The sequence below is a fragment of the Litoreibacter sp. genome (assembly GCF_058136045.1).
The window spans coordinates 96,864-113,237 of the sequence record NZ_JBYVDD010000001.1 but is presented as its reverse complement, the minus strand read 5'-3'; the positions used below and the strand labels follow the sequence as shown (position 1 = coordinate 113,237).

The 16,374-nt window shown below is 55.3% G+C and carries 19 protein-coding genes; 8 read left to right on the top strand and 11 right to left on the bottom strand.

The genetic code is table 11. The annotated features are described in order from the left end of the window. Positions 1-142 (bottom strand): GTP-binding protein (locus AC3Y7R_RS00620; RefSeq protein ID WP_490040068.1); only part of this gene is annotated, 142 nt, incomplete at its 3' end. Between the two features lie 88 nt (positions 143-230). Then, positions 231-884: a hypothetical protein gene (locus AC3Y7R_RS00615; protein WP_490040059.1), complete on the bottom strand. Its 654-nt coding sequence runs from the start codon at positions 882-884 to the stop codon at positions 231-233. A gap of 106 nt (positions 885-990) precedes the next feature. Between AC3Y7R_RS00615 and AC3Y7R_RS00610 the strand changes: the two genes are divergently transcribed. Continuing rightward, positions 991-2,349 (top strand): cytochrome P450, encoded by a 1,359-nt coding sequence (locus AC3Y7R_RS00610; protein ID WP_490040067.1) that lies wholly within the window; start codon positions 991-993, stop codon positions 2,347-2,349. On the opposite strand, the gene AC3Y7R_RS00605 is transcribed toward AC3Y7R_RS00610, so the two are convergent. Beyond that, positions 2,346-4,685: a DNA topoisomerase IV subunit A gene (locus AC3Y7R_RS00605; protein ID WP_490040066.1), complete on the bottom strand. Its 2,340-nt coding sequence runs from the start codon at positions 4,683-4,685 to the stop codon at positions 2,346-2,348. The two genes, AC3Y7R_RS00610 and AC3Y7R_RS00605, sit on opposite strands and share 4 nt — an antisense overlap. A gap of 100 nt (positions 4,686-4,785) precedes the next feature. On the opposite strand from AC3Y7R_RS00605, the gene AC3Y7R_RS00600 reads away from it, so the two are divergent. The 6 genes from AC3Y7R_RS00600 (at position 4,786) to AC3Y7R_RS00575 (ending at position 8,918) form a co-directional block, all read left to right on the top strand. Further along, positions 4,786-5,340 (top strand): SH3 domain-containing protein, encoded by a 555-nt coding sequence (locus AC3Y7R_RS00600; protein ID WP_490040058.1) that lies wholly within the window; start codon positions 4,786-4,788, stop codon positions 5,338-5,340. 33 nt (positions 5,341-5,373) lie between these two features. After that, a complete protein-coding gene (locus AC3Y7R_RS00595; RefSeq protein ID WP_490040057.1) occupies positions 5,374-6,204 on the top strand; it encodes an SDR family NAD(P)-dependent oxidoreductase in 831 nt (276 codons plus the stop codon). 69 nt (positions 6,205-6,273) lie between these two features. Continuing rightward, the gene (locus AC3Y7R_RS00590) at positions 6,274-6,483 is read left to right on the top strand and encodes a twin transmembrane helix small protein (RefSeq protein ID WP_490040056.1); all 210 of its coding nucleotides are present in this window, start codon (positions 6,274-6,276) and stop codon (positions 6,481-6,483) included. A gap of 3 nt (positions 6,484-6,486) precedes the next feature. Continuing rightward, positions 6,487-7,059: a cob(I)yrinic acid a,c-diamide adenosyltransferase gene (locus AC3Y7R_RS00585; RefSeq protein ID WP_490040055.1), complete on the top strand. Its 573-nt coding sequence runs from the start codon at positions 6,487-6,489 to the stop codon at positions 7,057-7,059. 170 nt (positions 7,060-7,229) lie between these two features. Beyond that, the gene (locus AC3Y7R_RS00580; RefSeq protein WP_490040054.1) at positions 7,230-7,991 is read left to right on the top strand and encodes an electron transfer flavoprotein subunit beta/FixA family protein; all 762 of its coding nucleotides are present in this window, start codon (positions 7,230-7,232) and stop codon (positions 7,989-7,991) included. Further along, positions 7,992-8,918: an electron transfer flavoprotein subunit alpha/FixB family protein gene (locus AC3Y7R_RS00575; RefSeq protein ID WP_490040053.1), complete on the top strand. Its 927-nt coding sequence runs from the start codon at positions 7,992-7,994 to the stop codon at positions 8,916-8,918. 61 nt (positions 8,919-8,979) lie between these two features. Here the strand turns inward: AC3Y7R_RS00575 and AC3Y7R_RS00570 are convergent, their stop codons facing one another. Beyond that, positions 8,980-9,786 (bottom strand): DUF6473 family protein, encoded by an 807-nt coding sequence (locus AC3Y7R_RS00570; protein ID WP_490040052.1) that lies wholly within the window; start codon positions 9,784-9,786, stop codon positions 8,980-8,982. A gap of 161 nt (positions 9,787-9,947) precedes the next feature. Here AC3Y7R_RS00570 and AC3Y7R_RS00565 point away from each other — a divergent pair, with 161 nt between their 5' ends. Next, positions 9,948-10,823, top strand: a complete 876-nt coding sequence (locus AC3Y7R_RS00565; RefSeq protein WP_490040051.1) for a 3-hydroxybutyryl-CoA dehydrogenase — start codon at positions 9,948-9,950, stop codon at positions 10,821-10,823. A gap of 2 nt (positions 10,824-10,825) precedes the next feature. Here the strand turns inward: AC3Y7R_RS00565 and AC3Y7R_RS00560 are convergent, their stop codons facing one another. From AC3Y7R_RS00560 to AC3Y7R_RS00530, 7 genes are all read right to left on the bottom strand, one after another. Next, a complete protein-coding gene (locus AC3Y7R_RS00560; RefSeq protein WP_490040065.1) occupies positions 10,826-11,710 on the bottom strand; it encodes a lysophospholipid acyltransferase family protein in 885 nt (294 codons plus the stop codon). 23 nt (positions 11,711-11,733) lie between these two features. Further along, the gene (locus AC3Y7R_RS00555; protein WP_490040050.1) at positions 11,734-12,003 is read right to left on the bottom strand and encodes an HPr family phosphocarrier protein; all 270 of its coding nucleotides are present in this window, start codon (positions 12,001-12,003) and stop codon (positions 11,734-11,736) included. Further along, positions 11,996-12,394 carry a PTS sugar transporter subunit IIA gene (locus AC3Y7R_RS00550; protein WP_490040049.1) on the bottom strand — a complete coding sequence of 133 codons (399 nt, stop codon included), beginning with the start codon at positions 12,392-12,394 and terminating at the stop codon, positions 11,996-11,998. Before AC3Y7R_RS00550 ends, AC3Y7R_RS00555 begins: the two co-directional genes overlap by 8 nt. A gap of 4 nt (positions 12,395-12,398) precedes the next feature. Then, a complete protein-coding gene (gene rapZ, locus AC3Y7R_RS00545; protein WP_490040048.1) occupies positions 12,399-13,313 on the bottom strand; it encodes an RNase adapter RapZ in 915 nt (304 codons plus the stop codon). Positions 13,314-13,321: 8 nt separating this feature from the next. Continuing rightward, on the bottom strand, positions 13,322-13,759 hold the full coding sequence (locus AC3Y7R_RS00540; protein ID WP_490040047.1) for an HPr kinase/phosphorylase: 438 nt from the start codon (positions 13,757-13,759) through the stop codon (positions 13,322-13,324). Between the two features lie 67 nt (positions 13,760-13,826). Beyond that, positions 13,827-15,542, bottom strand: a complete 1,716-nt coding sequence (locus AC3Y7R_RS00535) for a sensor N-terminal transmembrane domain-containing protein (RefSeq protein WP_490040046.1) — start codon at positions 15,540-15,542, stop codon at positions 13,827-13,829. A gap of 2 nt (positions 15,543-15,544) precedes the next feature. Continuing rightward, positions 15,545-16,246, bottom strand: coding sequence for a response regulator transcription factor (locus AC3Y7R_RS00530; protein ID WP_490040045.1), 702 nt, complete (start codon positions 16,244-16,246; stop codon positions 15,545-15,547). Positions 16,247-16,374: the final 128 nt, after the last annotated feature.

The window sequence follows — 16,374 nt, the reverse complement described above, 5'->3', positions numbered from 1 at the left end:
CGCCATCAATCTCGTCATAGGCCTGAAAATCACCAAAATACTTCGTGATAGCCGCTGTCAGTGTCGTCTTGCCGTGGTCAACGTGGCCGATTGTGCCGATGTTAACGTGCGGCTTATTGCGTTCAAACTTTTCCTTAGCCATAGCTTTGGGCGCCTTAAAATTTGGGGGCCCTAACGGCCCTGTTTCACTTTGCGCGCTACTTATTCAGGATTTAAGGAAAAATCAAGCCTCAGTTAACAGCGGGCTCAATCGGGGTTGCATCTTCTGGCACCGAATCCACATTGCTTTGCGCTTGGTCGGCTAGATTCGCCAAATCATCCTTGGCCGCCGCTTCTTTATCCTCATCCGTCACATCTTGCCCAAAGAGATCGCCATTGACGACCAGCCAGCGTTCCACGGCCTTGGAAAATTGCGCCGCCAGATTTTCCATCTGCTGCTCTTTGGTGTTGAAGAACCCCGAGCCAATAAATGTCTCGCCATCAAGTTGTTCCAGCACTAAAATTTGCTTAGACCGATCCTTCAGTTGGGTCTTGGTCTCGCTGTCCCAAACATGCACTGTCATGCTCATCGCCGAGCGCGGCGCAAGCGCCAAGCGCCCACCTTTGGTCGCCAAAATATAGCCATCAAGACTATAACTTAGATGGTAAAGTTTCGTCCCCTCATAGCGGCGAAACCGCTTGTCAATCGCGCGCTCCAACACTTCCTCCCACGCCTCTGGCGTAGTTTCGCGAGACACGCCCATCTTGCGCGCTTTGTCGGTTACCGCCACGTTCAAATCCAACTGAAAGTCACCCAACGAGACCTGTTCCTCCGTCTCGGGGTCAGGCACGGCACAGGCAGATAGGGCGAAAGCCACAAATAATGCCGTCAAAATGATGCGCATGGATTGGATCCCCCAAGGTTGCGTCTGCTCTGGATACCCGAGCACGCCTGAGGGTGCAATCATACGCCACGTTGCCGTTGCCAAAAAACCCCATATATTGGATATTATGGAAGACACCACTACCGCATATCCGCCCCGCGTCAATCTGGTCAAAGAGAAGTGGGGCATCTTGCAATCCCTGCGCGCCGCGCAGCGCAACCTACTGGAAATTATTCCAGAAATCGCTTTGCACCAGCCTATTGTCACTGGAAAAATGGGCAAGCCATGGCACATGCTAATGGACCCGCAAGCCATCCGCCATGTGCTGCGCGACGGGCTGGACAACTACCCCAAATCCGACGTGACCAAAAACATCCTACGCCCCGCAATTGGTAACAGCTTGTTTGTCGCCGAGGGCGCGCATTGGCGCTGGCAACGCCGCGCTGCGGCCCCGGTGTTTTCTCATAGAAACGTGGCCAATCTGGCCCCTTTCATGAGCGCCGCCGCGGATCGCTCCTGCGCGCGGATCGCCGCTCAAGTGGGGCGCGCCAGCGACCTGTATGCCGAAATGGTAACTTCGACATTCGAGGTGATATCGGACGTGACGTTCTCCGGCGACGAGGGGTTTGACCGCGCCGCAATCCACTCCGCCATTGATGCTTTTATTGACGGGGCCGCCAAGGTTTCTCTCTTCGATATTCTCGGCCTGCCCACATGGGTGCCGCGCCCCGGCCGCATCCGCTCCTCCGGCTCGATGAAGGCGATGAAAGCCATGGCAGACACCGTCATCGACAACCGTGGCGAGAAACCCGATGGCCAAGTCCCCGACCTGCTTGACCTGCTCATGGCGGGCGAAGACCCCGAGACAAAACGCACGATGAACACGGCAGAATTGCGCGACAACCTGCTGACTTTTATCGTGGCGGGTCACGAGACCACGGCCTTGACTTTGGGCTGGGCGCTCTACCTTTGCGCCTTTGATCAAAGCGTCCAAACCCGCGCTCGCGAGGAGGCACAATCCGTCTTGAACGGCAGAACCGCAACCGAAGCTGACATCGCCAACCTGCCCTATATTCGCCAGATCATCGACGAAACCCTGCGCCTTTATCCGCCTGCCGCCTTCCTGTCGCGCACCGCCCAAAAATCAGACGAACTATGCGGCCGCCCGATTGCGCCGGGCGATACCGTCATGCTGCCAGTCTACGCGCTGCATCGCTCACGCCTGTTGTGGGATGATCCAGACGCATTTAATCCCGACCGTTTTGCCACCGGAAACAAGATCAACCGCTTCGCCTACCTGCCCTTTGGCGATGGCCCGCGGGTCTGCATCGGCATGAGTTTCGCCCTCCAAGAAGCAATAATCATCCTTGCAACGATCTTGTCGCGGTTCAAATTCACACGGGTGGAGGGCAAAGACCCCGCCCCCGTGCTAATCCTGACATTGCGCCCCGAAGGCGGCGCTTGGTTGAACACCGAAAAGGCCTAAAACTTGTAGTCTTTCGGGAAGCCATAAGGCGGGCGTTTGCCCACACCGGCCCGTTTACCAAGCCATTCGGACATGTCTGGCTCATGACGGGTTTTGCCACCGCCCATGCCCCAAGTCAGACCCTCGGCCCAGCCAAATGTGGTGATATCCGACAGACCGCCGTCCAACTCGAACGAGCCTTGCTTGCCTCGCGCCATGTTGTACTTTTGAAGCCGCACACCCTTGCCGCGACCCAGTTCAGGCAGCTCAGTCGTCGGGAATACCAAAAATTTACCGTTCTGGCTGACAATCGCTACGTGATCGCCGCCAATCGGCTTGCAAATCATCGCCCGCACGTCGTCTTTGACATTTAGCACCTGCTTGCCGGTTCGCGTCTGCGCCACGATGTCATCCTCGGACACCATAAACCCGTCGCCAGCAGTCGACGCCACCAGCAGTTTGCGCGCAGGAACGTGGATAAACATGTCCACAATCTCGGCCTCATTGGGCAGGTCCACCATCAAGCGCAACGGCTCTCCCATGCCACGACCACCGGGCAAATTCGCCGCCAAAATCGTGTAGAACCGTCCGTTAGAGCCAAACACCAACACCCTGTCCGTGGTCTCTGCGTGGAACACAAAACGGCTCTCGTCGCCGTCTTTGAACTTCAATTCTCGGGTCAGGTCGATATGCCCCGTCATGGCGCGGACCCAGCCCATTTTGGAGCACACAATCGTCACCGGCTCGCGGTCGATCATCGCCTCTAGCGGCACTTCTGCAATCTCGGTGGCTTCCGCAAACAACGTGCGCCGCGCGCCGCCTTCGCTGTCTTTGCCAAACAATTTGCGCACGTCGCGCAACTGCCCAACAATCTTTTTCCACTGCAAATCTTCGCTGTCCAACAGATCTTCAAGCCCTGCGCGTTCCAGCATCAACTCGTCACGCTCGCGCTTCAATTCCATCTCTTCAAGACGGCGCAACGAGCGCAGCCGCATGTTCAAAATGGCCTCGGCCTGCACCTCGGTCAGCGACGGGTCGCCCGTGCGTTTGATCGGCCCGACATAGTCTTTCTCGTCCATCGCACGCGGATGGGTCTTGCCCCAATCCTCAAACATCAGACCCGATTTAGGGTCATCGTCGTACCGAATAATATCAATCACCCGGTCGAGGTTCAGGAAGGCAAGAATGAAGCCTTCCAACACTTCCAAGCGGTGGTCGATCTTCTCGAGCCGGTGCGTCGAGCGCCGTTGCAACACCTCGCGGCGGTGATCGATAAAGGCGCGCAGCACCTCTTTGAGCGAGCAAACCTTAGGCGTGCGCCCGTCGATCAACACATTCATATTCAACGAGAACCGCACCTCTAGATCAGAACTGCGGAACATCATCCCCATCAGGACTTCCGGATCCACATTCTTGGACCTCGGCTCCAATACAACGCGCAAATCTTCGGCAGATTCGTCGCGAATATCCGCAAGAATTGGCACTTTCTTGGTCTGGATCAGCTCGGCAATCTTCTCGATCAGCCGCGATTTTGGCACCTGATACGGGATCTCGGTCACGACAATCTGCCAAAGCCCGCGCCCCAGATCCTCAACCTCCCACTTGGAGCGCAACCGGAAAGAGCCGCGCCCCGTGCGATACGCCTCTAGGATGTTCTCGCGCGGCTCGACGATCGTGCCACCGGTTGGAAAATCAGGCCCCGGCACATGCTCCAACAAGGTCTCGTCGCGGGCATTTGGCGCCTTAATCAGATGGATGCAGGCGTTGATTAGTTCTTCAATATTGTGCGGCGGAATGTTCGTCGCCATCCCCACAGCAATCCCCGATGACCCGTTGGCCAGCAAGTTCGGGAACGTCGCGGGCAGCACCGAAGGCTCTTCCAAAGTGCCGTCATAATTGGGCCGATAATCGACCGCGTTCTCGTTGAGACCTTCCAGCAGCGCTTCCGCCGCCTTCGTCATTCGTGCCTCGGTATACCGCGCCGCCGCCGGATTATCACCGTCGATATTGCCGAAATTGCCCTGTCCGTGGACCAACGGATAACGGACGTTAAATTCCTGCGCCAAACGCGCCATCGCGTCATAAATCGCAGCATCACCATGCGGATGATAGTTGCCCATCACGTCGCCAGTAATTTTCGCAGACTTCCGAAACCCGCCGTTCGACGCCAGCTTCAACTCGCGCATCGCATATAAAATTCGGCGGTGAACAGGTTTCAACCCGTCGCGCGCATCCGGCAACGCCCGATGCATAATCGTCGACAAAGCATAGGTCAGGTAGCGCTCGCCAATGGCGCGGCGCAACGGCTCGGTCAACTCATTCGGCTCGGTCAGGGAGGTATCGGTATCGTCGGACATGAATGCTGTGTAGCGATGCATTCAAGCAGGGTAAAGACGCCAGATTTAGCTGTTGGGGACTAATTCAGACGGTTTCCCCGTGGCCATTCCATGCTAGGGTATGACAAAAGCATTTATATACCTTTGGGGGGATTTATTCGTGTTTAAGTGGGTCATAGGCCTTTGCGCCGTAATGTTTGGAATTTTGATGCTCCTCGGGGAGCCAACAGCCGAGGAACTTGCGGCCCGTGAAGCCCGCACCGCGCAACAAATAGCGCGCACAGCCAGCGCCACACCCACGCCTGCGAGTGTCGAAATCGCCGCCGTACCTGCCGCCCCCGCCCCTGCACCCGCCTTAGAGAGCGTCAGCGCTGTGGCATTGGTCTCGGCCACCACTGACACCACTGAAATCAGCCCGGCACAGATCCAAACCGCCTCCATCGCGCCCGCACAAACCACCCCCGCCCCCAGCACAGGCAACATCCACCGCGTTACTGGCAAACGGGTTAACCTGCGCTCCGGACCATCGACCACAAACCCCATTGTCGGGCGCGCCGTGCGCAATGACAGCGCCGAGGTCATCGAGATTTTGCCCTCGGGCTGGGCCAAGGTCTACATCCTTGAGACTGGCATCGAGGCCTATATTTCCGCTCAATTCCTCTCGCCTGCGGGCTAGCCGCTTCACGGCGCATAAAATGACACGGACCTCATGACACGCAAAACCATCCTGATCACCGGTTGTTCTTCCGGCATTGGCTACGACACGGCCCACGCGCTGCACAATCGTGGCTGGCGGGTCTTCGCAACCTGCCGCAAGCAAGATGACTGCGACCGCCTAATCAGCGAAGGCTTGGAAAGTTTCGTGCTGGATCAAAGCGATACCGCCTCCATGACCGCCGCCGTCGAAGAGACCCTGACCCGCACCCGTGGCACCCTTGATGCGCTGTTCAATAATGCGGCCTTTGGCATCCCCGGCGCACTCGAAGATTTGCCCACCGACGCCTTGCGGTCAATTTTCGAGACCAACCTATTCGGGTATCACGAATTAACCCGCCAAATCATCCCCGTCATGCGCGCCCAAGGCCATGGTCGCATCCTGAACTGCTCCTCCGTGCTGGGCTTTGTGACCCTGAAATGGCGCGGGGCCTACAGCGCCACCAAGTTTGCCATGGAAGGCCTGACCGATACCCTGCGCATCGAGATGCGCGACACAGGCATCGACGTTATTTTGATCCAACCGGGTCCGATCACTTCCAAAATCCGCCAGAATTCCATTCCCCACTTTGAGAAGTGGATCGATTGGCGCTCTTCCATGCGCAAATCCCACTATGAAGACGTGCTCATCAAACGCCTCTACGAAAGCCGCGATCCCGACACTTTCGAGCTGCCCGCCTCCGCCGTCAGCCATAAGGTTTGGCGCGCCCTAACCGACAGTAGCCCCAAGGCCCGCTACATGATCACCACCCCGACCTATCTGATGGCCGCGCTAAAGCGTTTGCTGCCGACCTTTGTGCTGGATTGGCTAATTAACCGCATGTGAAACGGGTTCGCTTTTCGCGCCCGCTCGGGTAGATGCTAGGGGACCAGCGAAACAAACGGGGGGCTAAAAATGGCCGACGATCCGCTTTTCATACTTGTTGTGATTGCCTGCCTCATCGTCTTGGGGATTTTACTCGTCGGAATTGGCGGCTTCGCTAAGGGCGGTGACTTCAACCGCAAACATGCCAACCGCATCATGCGCTACCGCATCGGGGCTCAGTTTGTTGCCGTGGCTTTGATCCTGATCTTCGTGTTCGTTCGTCGCATGGGCGGGGCGTAACCCATGGTTGTCTTGAACAAAATTTACACGCGCACTGGCGACACCGGGGAAACAGCCCTTGGCAACGGCACCCGCGTCGCCAAGTTTTCCGCGCGCGTTAACGCCTATGGCACCGTGGACGAGACCAACGCCACCGTCGGCCTTGCCCGTCAGCACGCAACCGGCGCGGTGGATACCCAATTGGCCGACATTCAAAACGACCTGTTCGATTTGGGCGCAGACCTGTGCCGCCCTGATATGGAAGACGATGCCAAGGCCGAGTACCCCCCCCTGCGCCTTGCCGCGACGCAGGTTGAGCGGTTGGAAACCCAGATCGACGCCATGACCTCCATCTTGGAACCCTTGCGCTCTTTCATCCTGCCCGGTGGTTCGGCTCTGGCCGCGCAATTGCACCTGTGCCGCACCGTGTCACGCCGCGCCGAGCGCCTCACCGTGGAGCTATCCACCGTGGAATCAGTGAACCCGGACGCGGTGAAATACCTCAACCGATTGTCGGATTGGTTTTTTGTGGCCTCCCGAATGGCAAATAATAACGGCATGGACGATGTTCTTTGGGTTCCCGGGGCCAACCGCTAGCGCAAACATCTTGCGTTTGTAAATTTATCTGTGCTTTTTTCCTTAAACGCGGCGTCATGATACCATTCTGCGTCGATTTTAACCTGTTTTCCGGTCCAGCCCTCGGCTATCCCAGAAGCTGAAAATACAACGTGCCCAATTTCAGGCACAGATCTATGGAGATACCGCCGATGAAGGTCCTCGTACCCGTCAAACGTGTGATCGACTACAATGTGAAAGTTCGCGTCAAAGCGGACGGCAGCGGTGTCGATCTTGCAAACGTCAAAATGTCCATGAACCCGTTCGATGAGATCGCGGTCGAGCAAGCCATTCTCCTCAAAGAGACTGGCAAAGTCGACGAGATCGTGGCGGTTTCCATTGGTGTCAAACAAAGCCAAGAAACTCTGCGCACCGCCCTTGCCATGGGTGCCGATCGCGCCATTTTGATTATTGCAGCCGATGATGTGCACAATGACATTGAGCCGCTGGCTGTCGCCAAATTGCTCAAAGCCGTCGTTGATGAAGAACAACCCGGCCTCGTGCTGTGTGGCAAACAAGCCATCGACAACGACATGAACGCCACCGGCCAAATGTTGTCGGCGCTGCTGGGCTGGTCGCAAGCCACCTTCGCCTCCGAGCTGGACATCGACGGCGACAAGGCCGTTGTCACCCGCGAAGTCGACGGCGGGCTACAAACCATCAAGGTTAATATGCCTACCGTAGTCACCGTGGACCTGCGCCTGAACGAGCCGCGCTACGCCTCGCTGCCCAATATCATGAAGGCCAAGAAAAAGCCGTTGGACGAGAAAACCGCCGCCGATTACGGCGTCGACACGGCCAACCGCCTGACCATCGTGAAGACCACCGAGCCAGAAACGCGCAAAGCTGGCGTCAAGGTTGCCTCGGTCGAAGAACTGGTCGCGAAACTCAAAGACGAAGCGGGGGTGCTCTAAATGGCTGTTCTTTTGATTGCTGAACTAACCGGTGCCGATCTGGCTGTGGATGCCACCGCAAAAGGCGTCACCGCTGCCAAAGTCATCGGCGATGTAACCGTTCTGGTTGCCGGCGCTGGGTGCGCTGCTGCCGCGGATGCCGCCGCCAAGTTGGACGGCGTGTCCAAGGTGCTTTGCGCCGATGACGCGGCCTACGGCAACGGCCTGGCCGAGCCTTTGGCCGATCTGATCATCTCGCTCGCAGATGGTTTTGAACACATCGTCGCGCCTTCTACGGCCTCGGCCAAAAACGTGCTGCCGCGCGTCGCGGCTTTGCTGGACGCGATGGTTATCTCTGATGTGACGGCTGTTGTTGACGCCAGCACGTTCGAGCGCCCTATCTACGCAGGCAACGCCATCCAGACGGTTCAATCCGGTGATGGCAAGAAAGTCCTGACCGTTCGAACCGCCAACTTTGACGCCGCAGGCGAAGGCGGATCGGCACCTGTTGAGGCCGCAACCGCCGCCGCAAACCCCGACCTGTCAACTTGGGTCGAGGACAAAGTTGCAACGTCTGACCGCCCAGAACTGACCTCCGCAGGGATCGTTGTTTCCGGCGGCCGCGGTGTTGGCTCGGAAGATGACTTCGCGCTGATCGAAAAGCTTGCCGACAAGCTGGGCGCCGCCGTTGGCGCGTCCCGTGCGGCAGTCGATAGCGGCTACGCGCCGAACGACTGGCAGGTTGGCCAAACCGGTAAGGTTGTGGCCCCGGACCTTTATATCGCCATCGGTATCTCCGGCGCGATCCAGCACTTGGCTGGTATGAAGGATTCCAAAATTATCGTTGCGATCAACAAAGACGAGGAAGCTCCGATTTTCCAAGTCGCTGATTACGGCTTGGTCGCCGACCTGTTTGACGCCGTTCCAGCGCTCATCGACGCGCTATAAGCCTCTCGCTCACAACATTAAAAGGCCCGCTTCGGCGGGCCTTTTTCTTTTCCGACCAGAACTACAAAACACGTAGCAAACGTTCCGCAATTTTAGAATGCGCCGAAACGCCAATCATTTCCTGTGCCATTGGCATCTCCATGGCAGAAAAAACCATACCATCCAGCTTGCCACGATCATGCGCAATATCGACCTCAATGATCTCGTCAACTACACCCGTCAGTCGCCCAACCAAAGACGCGTCCAAAAACAATGGCTCTGGCCCTAAATCCGCATTTGAGCACAGCTCAGGCTGAGGCTCTCGAAGCCACAATAGCACGCGTCGCCCCTTGATTTGGCGCAACATTAGATCCATTCGGTTAAACCAGGCCGCGCGAAGCTCCATCTCAATCGCGGCAAAGCGTTGCGGCGATATCGTTTTCAAGGACGTCAGCATATGCCTTGTGAATGAAAACTCGGAGAAATCCACCTCCCGGAAAATCGACTGCAACAAAGCCGACGCCTTTAGAAACCTGTCATTGCGGCGCGCGTGAACCGTATAAAACCGGTTCGACATATTCTGTGCACCCATGACTTGAACAACCGTCACCTGCGCATTGCTGCAAAGCCCCATTAGCGACCCGTCATGCACGAAGGCATCCACCCCGGCGTTAACAGCGCTAAAGTTCGCGCAAGGAATACCTTTGGCATCCTCCACTAATTCAGCAAACGGTTTTTCAACAAACTTTCCGTAGGTCTCGGTCCCGCCAATAAAGGCGATATACTCCTTTTTCAGGCTACGCCTTGGTCCTCGAAACAACAGTTTCGACTGCCCATAGCGACATTGTTGATAATCTAATGGACTCGCGTCCGGTCTCACATAGGCCATTGCCCCACCTCTATTTCGACTCACCCAAAACTACTTTCGCAGCCGCAGATTGCCAAAAAGCTAAAGTGTTAATTTTTGAAAAATTTTAGCCTTCATGCCGCCCTTGCACGTAGCCCTTACGACAGCCTATCTTGACCGTAATGGCGATGGAGAAGGTGAACATGGAAATCTCAAAAGTAGGCGTTGTCGGTGCGGGTCAAATGGGCAACGGCATAGCCCATGTGTTGGCGTTGGCCGGGTATAAAGTCCTGCTCAACGACATCTCTCAAGATAGCTTGGACACCGCGATGGAGGTCATAAAAGGCAACTTGGACAGGCAGGTAAGCCGTGAGAAAATTTCTGCGGCCGACCGTGATGCAGCCATGGCCAACATTTCCACCACGTTGAAACTGGCCGATTTAGGGCCGTCAGATTTGATTATCGAGGCCGCAACCGAGCGTGAAACCGTCAAAAACGCAATTTTCGAGGACCTGCTGCCGCATATCCTTCCGCACACGATTTTGACCTCGAATACTTCATCAATTTCCATCACCCGTCTGGCATCCCGCACCGACCGCCCGGAAAAATTCATGGGGTTCCACTTTATGAACCCGGTCCCGATCATGCAATTGGTCGAACTGATTCGCGGCATTGCAACGGACAAAGAGACCTATGAGGCCTGCCTCACCGTTGTGGAGCGTGTCGGAAAAACCGCCGCCAGCGCCGAGGATTTCCCTGCCTTTATCGTTAACCGCATCCTAATGCCGATGATCAACGAGGCCGTCTATACTCTCTATGAGGGCGTCGGCTCGGTAAAATCCATCGACCAATCGCTAAAACTCGGGGCCAACCATCCCATGGGCCCGCTGGAGTTGGCCGACTTTATCGGACTAGATACCTGCCTTGCTATCATGAATGTGCTGCACGAAGGGTTGGCTGATACGAAATACCGCCCCTGCCCGCTGTTGACGAAATATGTCGAGGCCGGTTGGCTGGGCCGCAAAACGCAGCGCGGGTTTTACGACTACCGCCAAGACCCACCCGTCCCAACTCGGTAGCGTTACGTCTTCGCCAAAACTTTCAGAGCCAGCGTTTTTTTACGCAGCCAGGCAACAAAACCGCGTGGATTGCTGGTCCATTTCTTGATCTCTTCGGGATCAATCGGCACGCCCACAATCGGGGCCTGCGGCTTATACAACGCATGACGGACTTCATAAATCAGCAGCCCTTGGCGCAGAGTTGATGAGATTCTATTGGCGATTTGATACGCTCTCGAGTTCTGCCCTTGGAAAAATATCGGCACGACTTGCGCGCCAGAGCGTTGGATCATCTTGGCAGTAAACGGGTTCCATTCGGCCTCAACTGCTGGGCCAAAGGTGGTCTCAGACGTGGCCACCACGCCAGATGGGAACAGCACGATCACGCCTTCATTCTTCAGATGCTCCATCGCTTTACGCCGCATATCCAGATTTTGTTGCAGCGCGTCAGCCTCATGCGGAAACGGCACCGGGATCATGAACATATCAATCGCATTCACACCGGTCAGCAAAGTCCGTGTCAGAATTTTGTAATCGGTGCGCACGCGCCCAATCAACTCCGCCAACACCATGCCGTCCACCAATCCATGCGGGTGGTTCGCAACGATAATAACCGGGCCGGTCTTGGGAATATTGTCGATCTGCTCTTGTGGGGTCGTCAGCTCAATCCCCATCGTATCAAGCGCGTCGCGCCAAAAACCCTGCCCGAACTTCACGCCGCCACGCTCAAATTTACGGATCAGATACAGCAAATGCAGCTTACCGGTCAGCAGTTCCAAAATCTTGATAGCCCAGGACTTCCACGGGTTGGTAAACGTGTTGGCGTAGGACAGGTTGCGCTTGTCATAGGCCACGTATTCCGGGTGATCAAAGGGCACATCCTCGGATGGGGAAACTTCCTTTGGCATCTCGTTCATGTCAGAATCGTCGCTCACTTTCCTTCGCCAAACTTGTCAGCGACCAACGCATCCAGCCCATCCATGGCAGCATCCGCATCAGGCCCTTCTGTGCGCACGTCAATCGAAGTTCCACGCGAAGCCGCGAGCATCAACAGCCCCATAATGCTGTCCCCCGACACATCCATCCCGTCTTTGCTGACTGTAACGCGAGCGTCAAACTGCTCGGCCACCTCCACAAATTTGGCGCTCGCCCGTGCGTGCAGCCCCTTCACGTTCACAATTTCCAGAACACGTTCAACCATGAGAAGTAGACCCACCAAAACTATTTATATATTTACGCCCGGCTTCCATGGCCAACTCAACCGCCACATCGACCTCTACGCCACGCGACTTAGCCAACTTAATCAGCATCGGCAAATTGGCCCCATATAAGATGCGGCGATTGTCGGGATTGCAGGCCAGCAGTGATAAGTTTGATGGCGATCCACCGAACATATCCGTCACAACCACGACCCCATCACCGGTATCAACGCTATCAGCAGCCGCACAAATTTCAGCCTGCTTGTCGGATCTGTCGTGGTTCTCTTCAATCGTAATTGCGCGGATGCCGGTCAGTTTCCCAACCACATGCTCCACGGCCGACAAGTATTCCCTTGCCAGCCCGCCGTGTGCGACGATGACTATACCGATCACCCGATCAACATCCCGTTTGTGTGTCCCCAACGCCCAGCACTGCTCGACGTTCTAATTCCCGATGCCTTATAGACACTTGCCACCCCTTATTTGCAAGGGCCTTACCCATCATTTCCGCTACGGCAACTGAACGGTGCTTTCCACCTGTGCAGCCCAACCCAATAGTAAGATATGATTTACCTTCGTCATGAAACGCTGGAAGAAGAAGGTCAGCCAACCCCATCAACTTGTCAAAAAACGGCTCGAAACGCTCATCCCCCTGCACATATGTCGTAACTTTTTCAGTCCTGCCAGTTAGGTTTCGCAGCTCCGCATCCCAATGCGGGTTTCGCAAAAACCGGCAGTCAAAAACCATATCGACCCCATGCGGCACTCCTCGTTTATACGAAAAAGAGTTCAACGAGACTGACAGACCGGCTTTTCCCGGCGTCCCAAACAGCTTGGTTAGCTCGTCTCGCAACTCGTGTGGCGACAAATCTGACGTTTCAATCAACAGGTCACTGCGAGATTTAATTGCGCCCAGCAATTGCTCTTCGCGCTGAATGCCGTCTTGCAAATTTTCACTTGGGGCCAACGGATGTGGGCGGCGCGTCTCTGAATATCGGCGGATCAAAACCTCTTCTCGAGAATCAAGATACAACAGGCAAATTTCAGCATCAGTACGCTCAGGCAACTCATTGAGCAAAGTCATCATTGCCTTCGTCGTAAAGTCCCGATTTCGGACATCGACACCAAGCGCCATCGAGCGCTCCAGAGGTGGGCCATCCAATAATCGTGGAATCAAGGACAACGGCAGATTGTCTATTGCCTCGAAGCCCAAATCTTCCAACACATTAATTGCAGTCCCACGCCCGGACCCTGACGGGCCGGTAACGATTACCAGTTGGTGCGGCTTGGATGGCAAATCAGTATGCGTCATTGCACCATTCAATCGTGAAACCCGTGCTTTAGAAAGTGGAAAACCGACGCTGCAAAATGCGGGCCCTCAAATTTATTCAAAAGAAACAGCTCATGAGCACCAAATTGGGCACGTTTCATCTCTGGCAACCGTTCTTTTGTCACCTCAGCCATATCCAGAACGGCGACCAACTGCGTATGTTCAATGCAAGGGGCTGCCAGAAGACCAAGACCGCGAGCCTCAATCGCCCGAGGCAAAAGTGCAGGCCGTGCGGCCACCACGCCATCGGATCCCCCCGTAAGGTCGCATCGATCATCAGCCACCAAATGCGCGCCAAATGCCATTAGCTGAAGACCCAGCGCCGACTTTCCCGACCCTGAAGGCCCTACAAGAAGAAGGCCCCGCCCCTCTACACTGATGCAGGTCGCATGGATTTGACAAGGAAGTGGCGGGCAAGAAAACAGCATATTCAGTTGATAGCCCCAAAGCTCAGGACAACCCAGATTATTTTCAATCCCTCGGGAGGGCCGCTAACTATGTCGGCAAGCCCACAACAAACCGCGCGCCCAGCGGCTCAGACGTAATGTCAGCATCCGTGGGGCGAATGTTCTCAGCCCAGATCACACCACCATGCGCTTCGATGATCTGCTTAGAGATAGCTAGCCCCAAGCCAGAGTGATTGCCAAACTGGCGTTCTGGGCGCTCAGAATAGAACCGATTGAATACTTTATTAAGCGCCTGTTCTGGAATGCCAGGCCCCGTATCTTCGACCACGACTAAAATGCGGTTGTCACGCCGTCGCGCCCAAATACGTACGGCATCGCCTTCCTCACAAAAGGAGGTCGCATTGGTGATTAAATTTACGAAAACTTGTGCCAGACGCGCCTCAAGCCCGTGAATGATGATAGGCTCATTCGGCACATCTTTGATAAACTCAATCCCGTTTTCTGCAGCCTGTTGCCCTAGATATTCAGTCAGATTATTGACCATGCGCATCAGGTCGAAGGGCTCTTCGTCCTCTTTAACCAGCTCACTATCCAGTCGCGACGCGTTGGAAATGTCACTCACCAACCGGTCTAACCTTCGCACATCATGCTCAATCACATCCAGCAAGCGACCGCGTTGCTCATCGTTTTTGGCAACATGCAACGTGCCAACAGCCGAGCGTAAAGACGCCAATGGATTTTTAATCTCATGCGCCACATCTGCCGCAAACTGTTCATTTGCATCTATGCGCTCATAAAGCGCGGACACCATGCCTCGCATAGCAGCCGATAATCTCCCGATTTCGTCAGGCCGCGCCGTCAGGTCGGGAATTCGAACACGACTAGGACTGACCCTGCGGGCATTCTTATCCTGCCCCAGCTCAGCGGCTGCCGCGAGATCTGACAGCGGGTTTGCGATCGTCGACGCCAGAACCAAGCTCAGCCCGATAGAAACCAGAATTGCGATCACAAACATCTGAAAAATTTGCTCCCGTTCGCTTCGAACCAGATAATCAATTTGCCCAGCCACGGTAGACAGCGCGATAATACCTATAATTTTTCCATTGCTCTCAATCGGTGTCGCAACAGAGAAAATCCTACCCCCCGCGCCATCACGCCCAGTTCGAACCTTAGTCCCCCCAGTCGCGGCCTCCGTCAGAAGCTTTCGTACCTCGTCTTCACCAGTCACATTGGGCACCGGATTGGCATTTGAGCCAACCACACCCGAGATACCGTCCCAAATATTATTCAAAAAGCTCGTAATAACCGTACCACGAACGTCATTTTGAAGGCCTTCAGTCCCCGGCAGTTCTGGGCGGTCGGCCCCTAACGTGCTGGCCAAAAGCGCTTCGCTTGTGGAAAATACAAAAACCTCCACACTCGGCGCGATATCAAGTGCGCTGAGGGTCGCAGCCGGATTAACCAGAGTGCTGTCCTCGGAAATCGCTATTTGGGCTTCATACACATCCGCAATCAGTTGCGCCTCGGACACAAGAGCCACTTCCCGCTGCGCCACAAGACTGTCGCGAAAGGGGTTCAAAAACAGCACGCCGACCACCAAAATGACAAGCGCCAACAGATTGAACATGATAATTTTACGCGCCAACGGCGAGCGGTTCAGCGAAATCAGATTTCGCTTCTCCCTCTTGGTCCTCAGCTCTTGCTCGACACTGTCTCCCGACTGCGTCCAATCTTCGCCTATGACCAGTTCTGCGTTTCTAGCTGGCCGTGCATCCGCCACAGAAAACCTCGACACTAATGACATGTTTAATCTTCGTTATATCTGTAACCGATGCCATACAGGGTCTCAATCGCAGAAAATTCATCGTCCGCTGTGCGCATTTTCTTGCGCAACCGTTTGATGTGGCTGTCGATCGTGCGGTCATCCACATAAACTTGGTCGTCATAGGCCACATCCATCAGCTGATCGCGTGATTTAACAAAGCCGGGACGTTGCGCCAAAGCCTGTAGCAACAAGAACTCGGTGACGGTCAATGACACATCATTGCCCTTCCAAACAACGGTATGGCGCAAGGGATCCATCGTCAGATCCCCGCGCACCATGGTTTGGACCACTTCACCCTCACCGGCCTCGTCTTTGGCAATCGCCTCTTGGCGGCGCAGGATGGTGCGAATGCGTTCCACCAGCAAACGTTGGGAAAACGGCTTGCGTACATAGTCATCCGCACCCATGCGCAGGCCCAAAACTTCGTCGATCTCGTCATCCTTCGACGTCAGGAAGATCACCGGAACTTCTGATTTTTGCCGTAGGCGTTGCAACAAATCCATGCCATCCATGCGGGGCATCTTGATGTCCAAAACGGCCATGTCCGGCATTTTTCGGGTGAACGCATCCAGAGCGCTTTGCCCGTCATTATATGTTTCAACCTCGAAGCCTTCGGCTTCCAGAGTCATCTGAACGGACGTCAGAATATTCCTGTCGTCATCCACCAACGCAATTTTAGACATTGGAAATCCCTTTATACTGCTCGTTGCTCTTATTTTTTTCCATATCATTGACCTTCAGAGTCGCGGAATCAACGAAATTGTGCCGAATCACTGCCTCAACTGTAGATTTTGACGTTTAGGCCCTAATG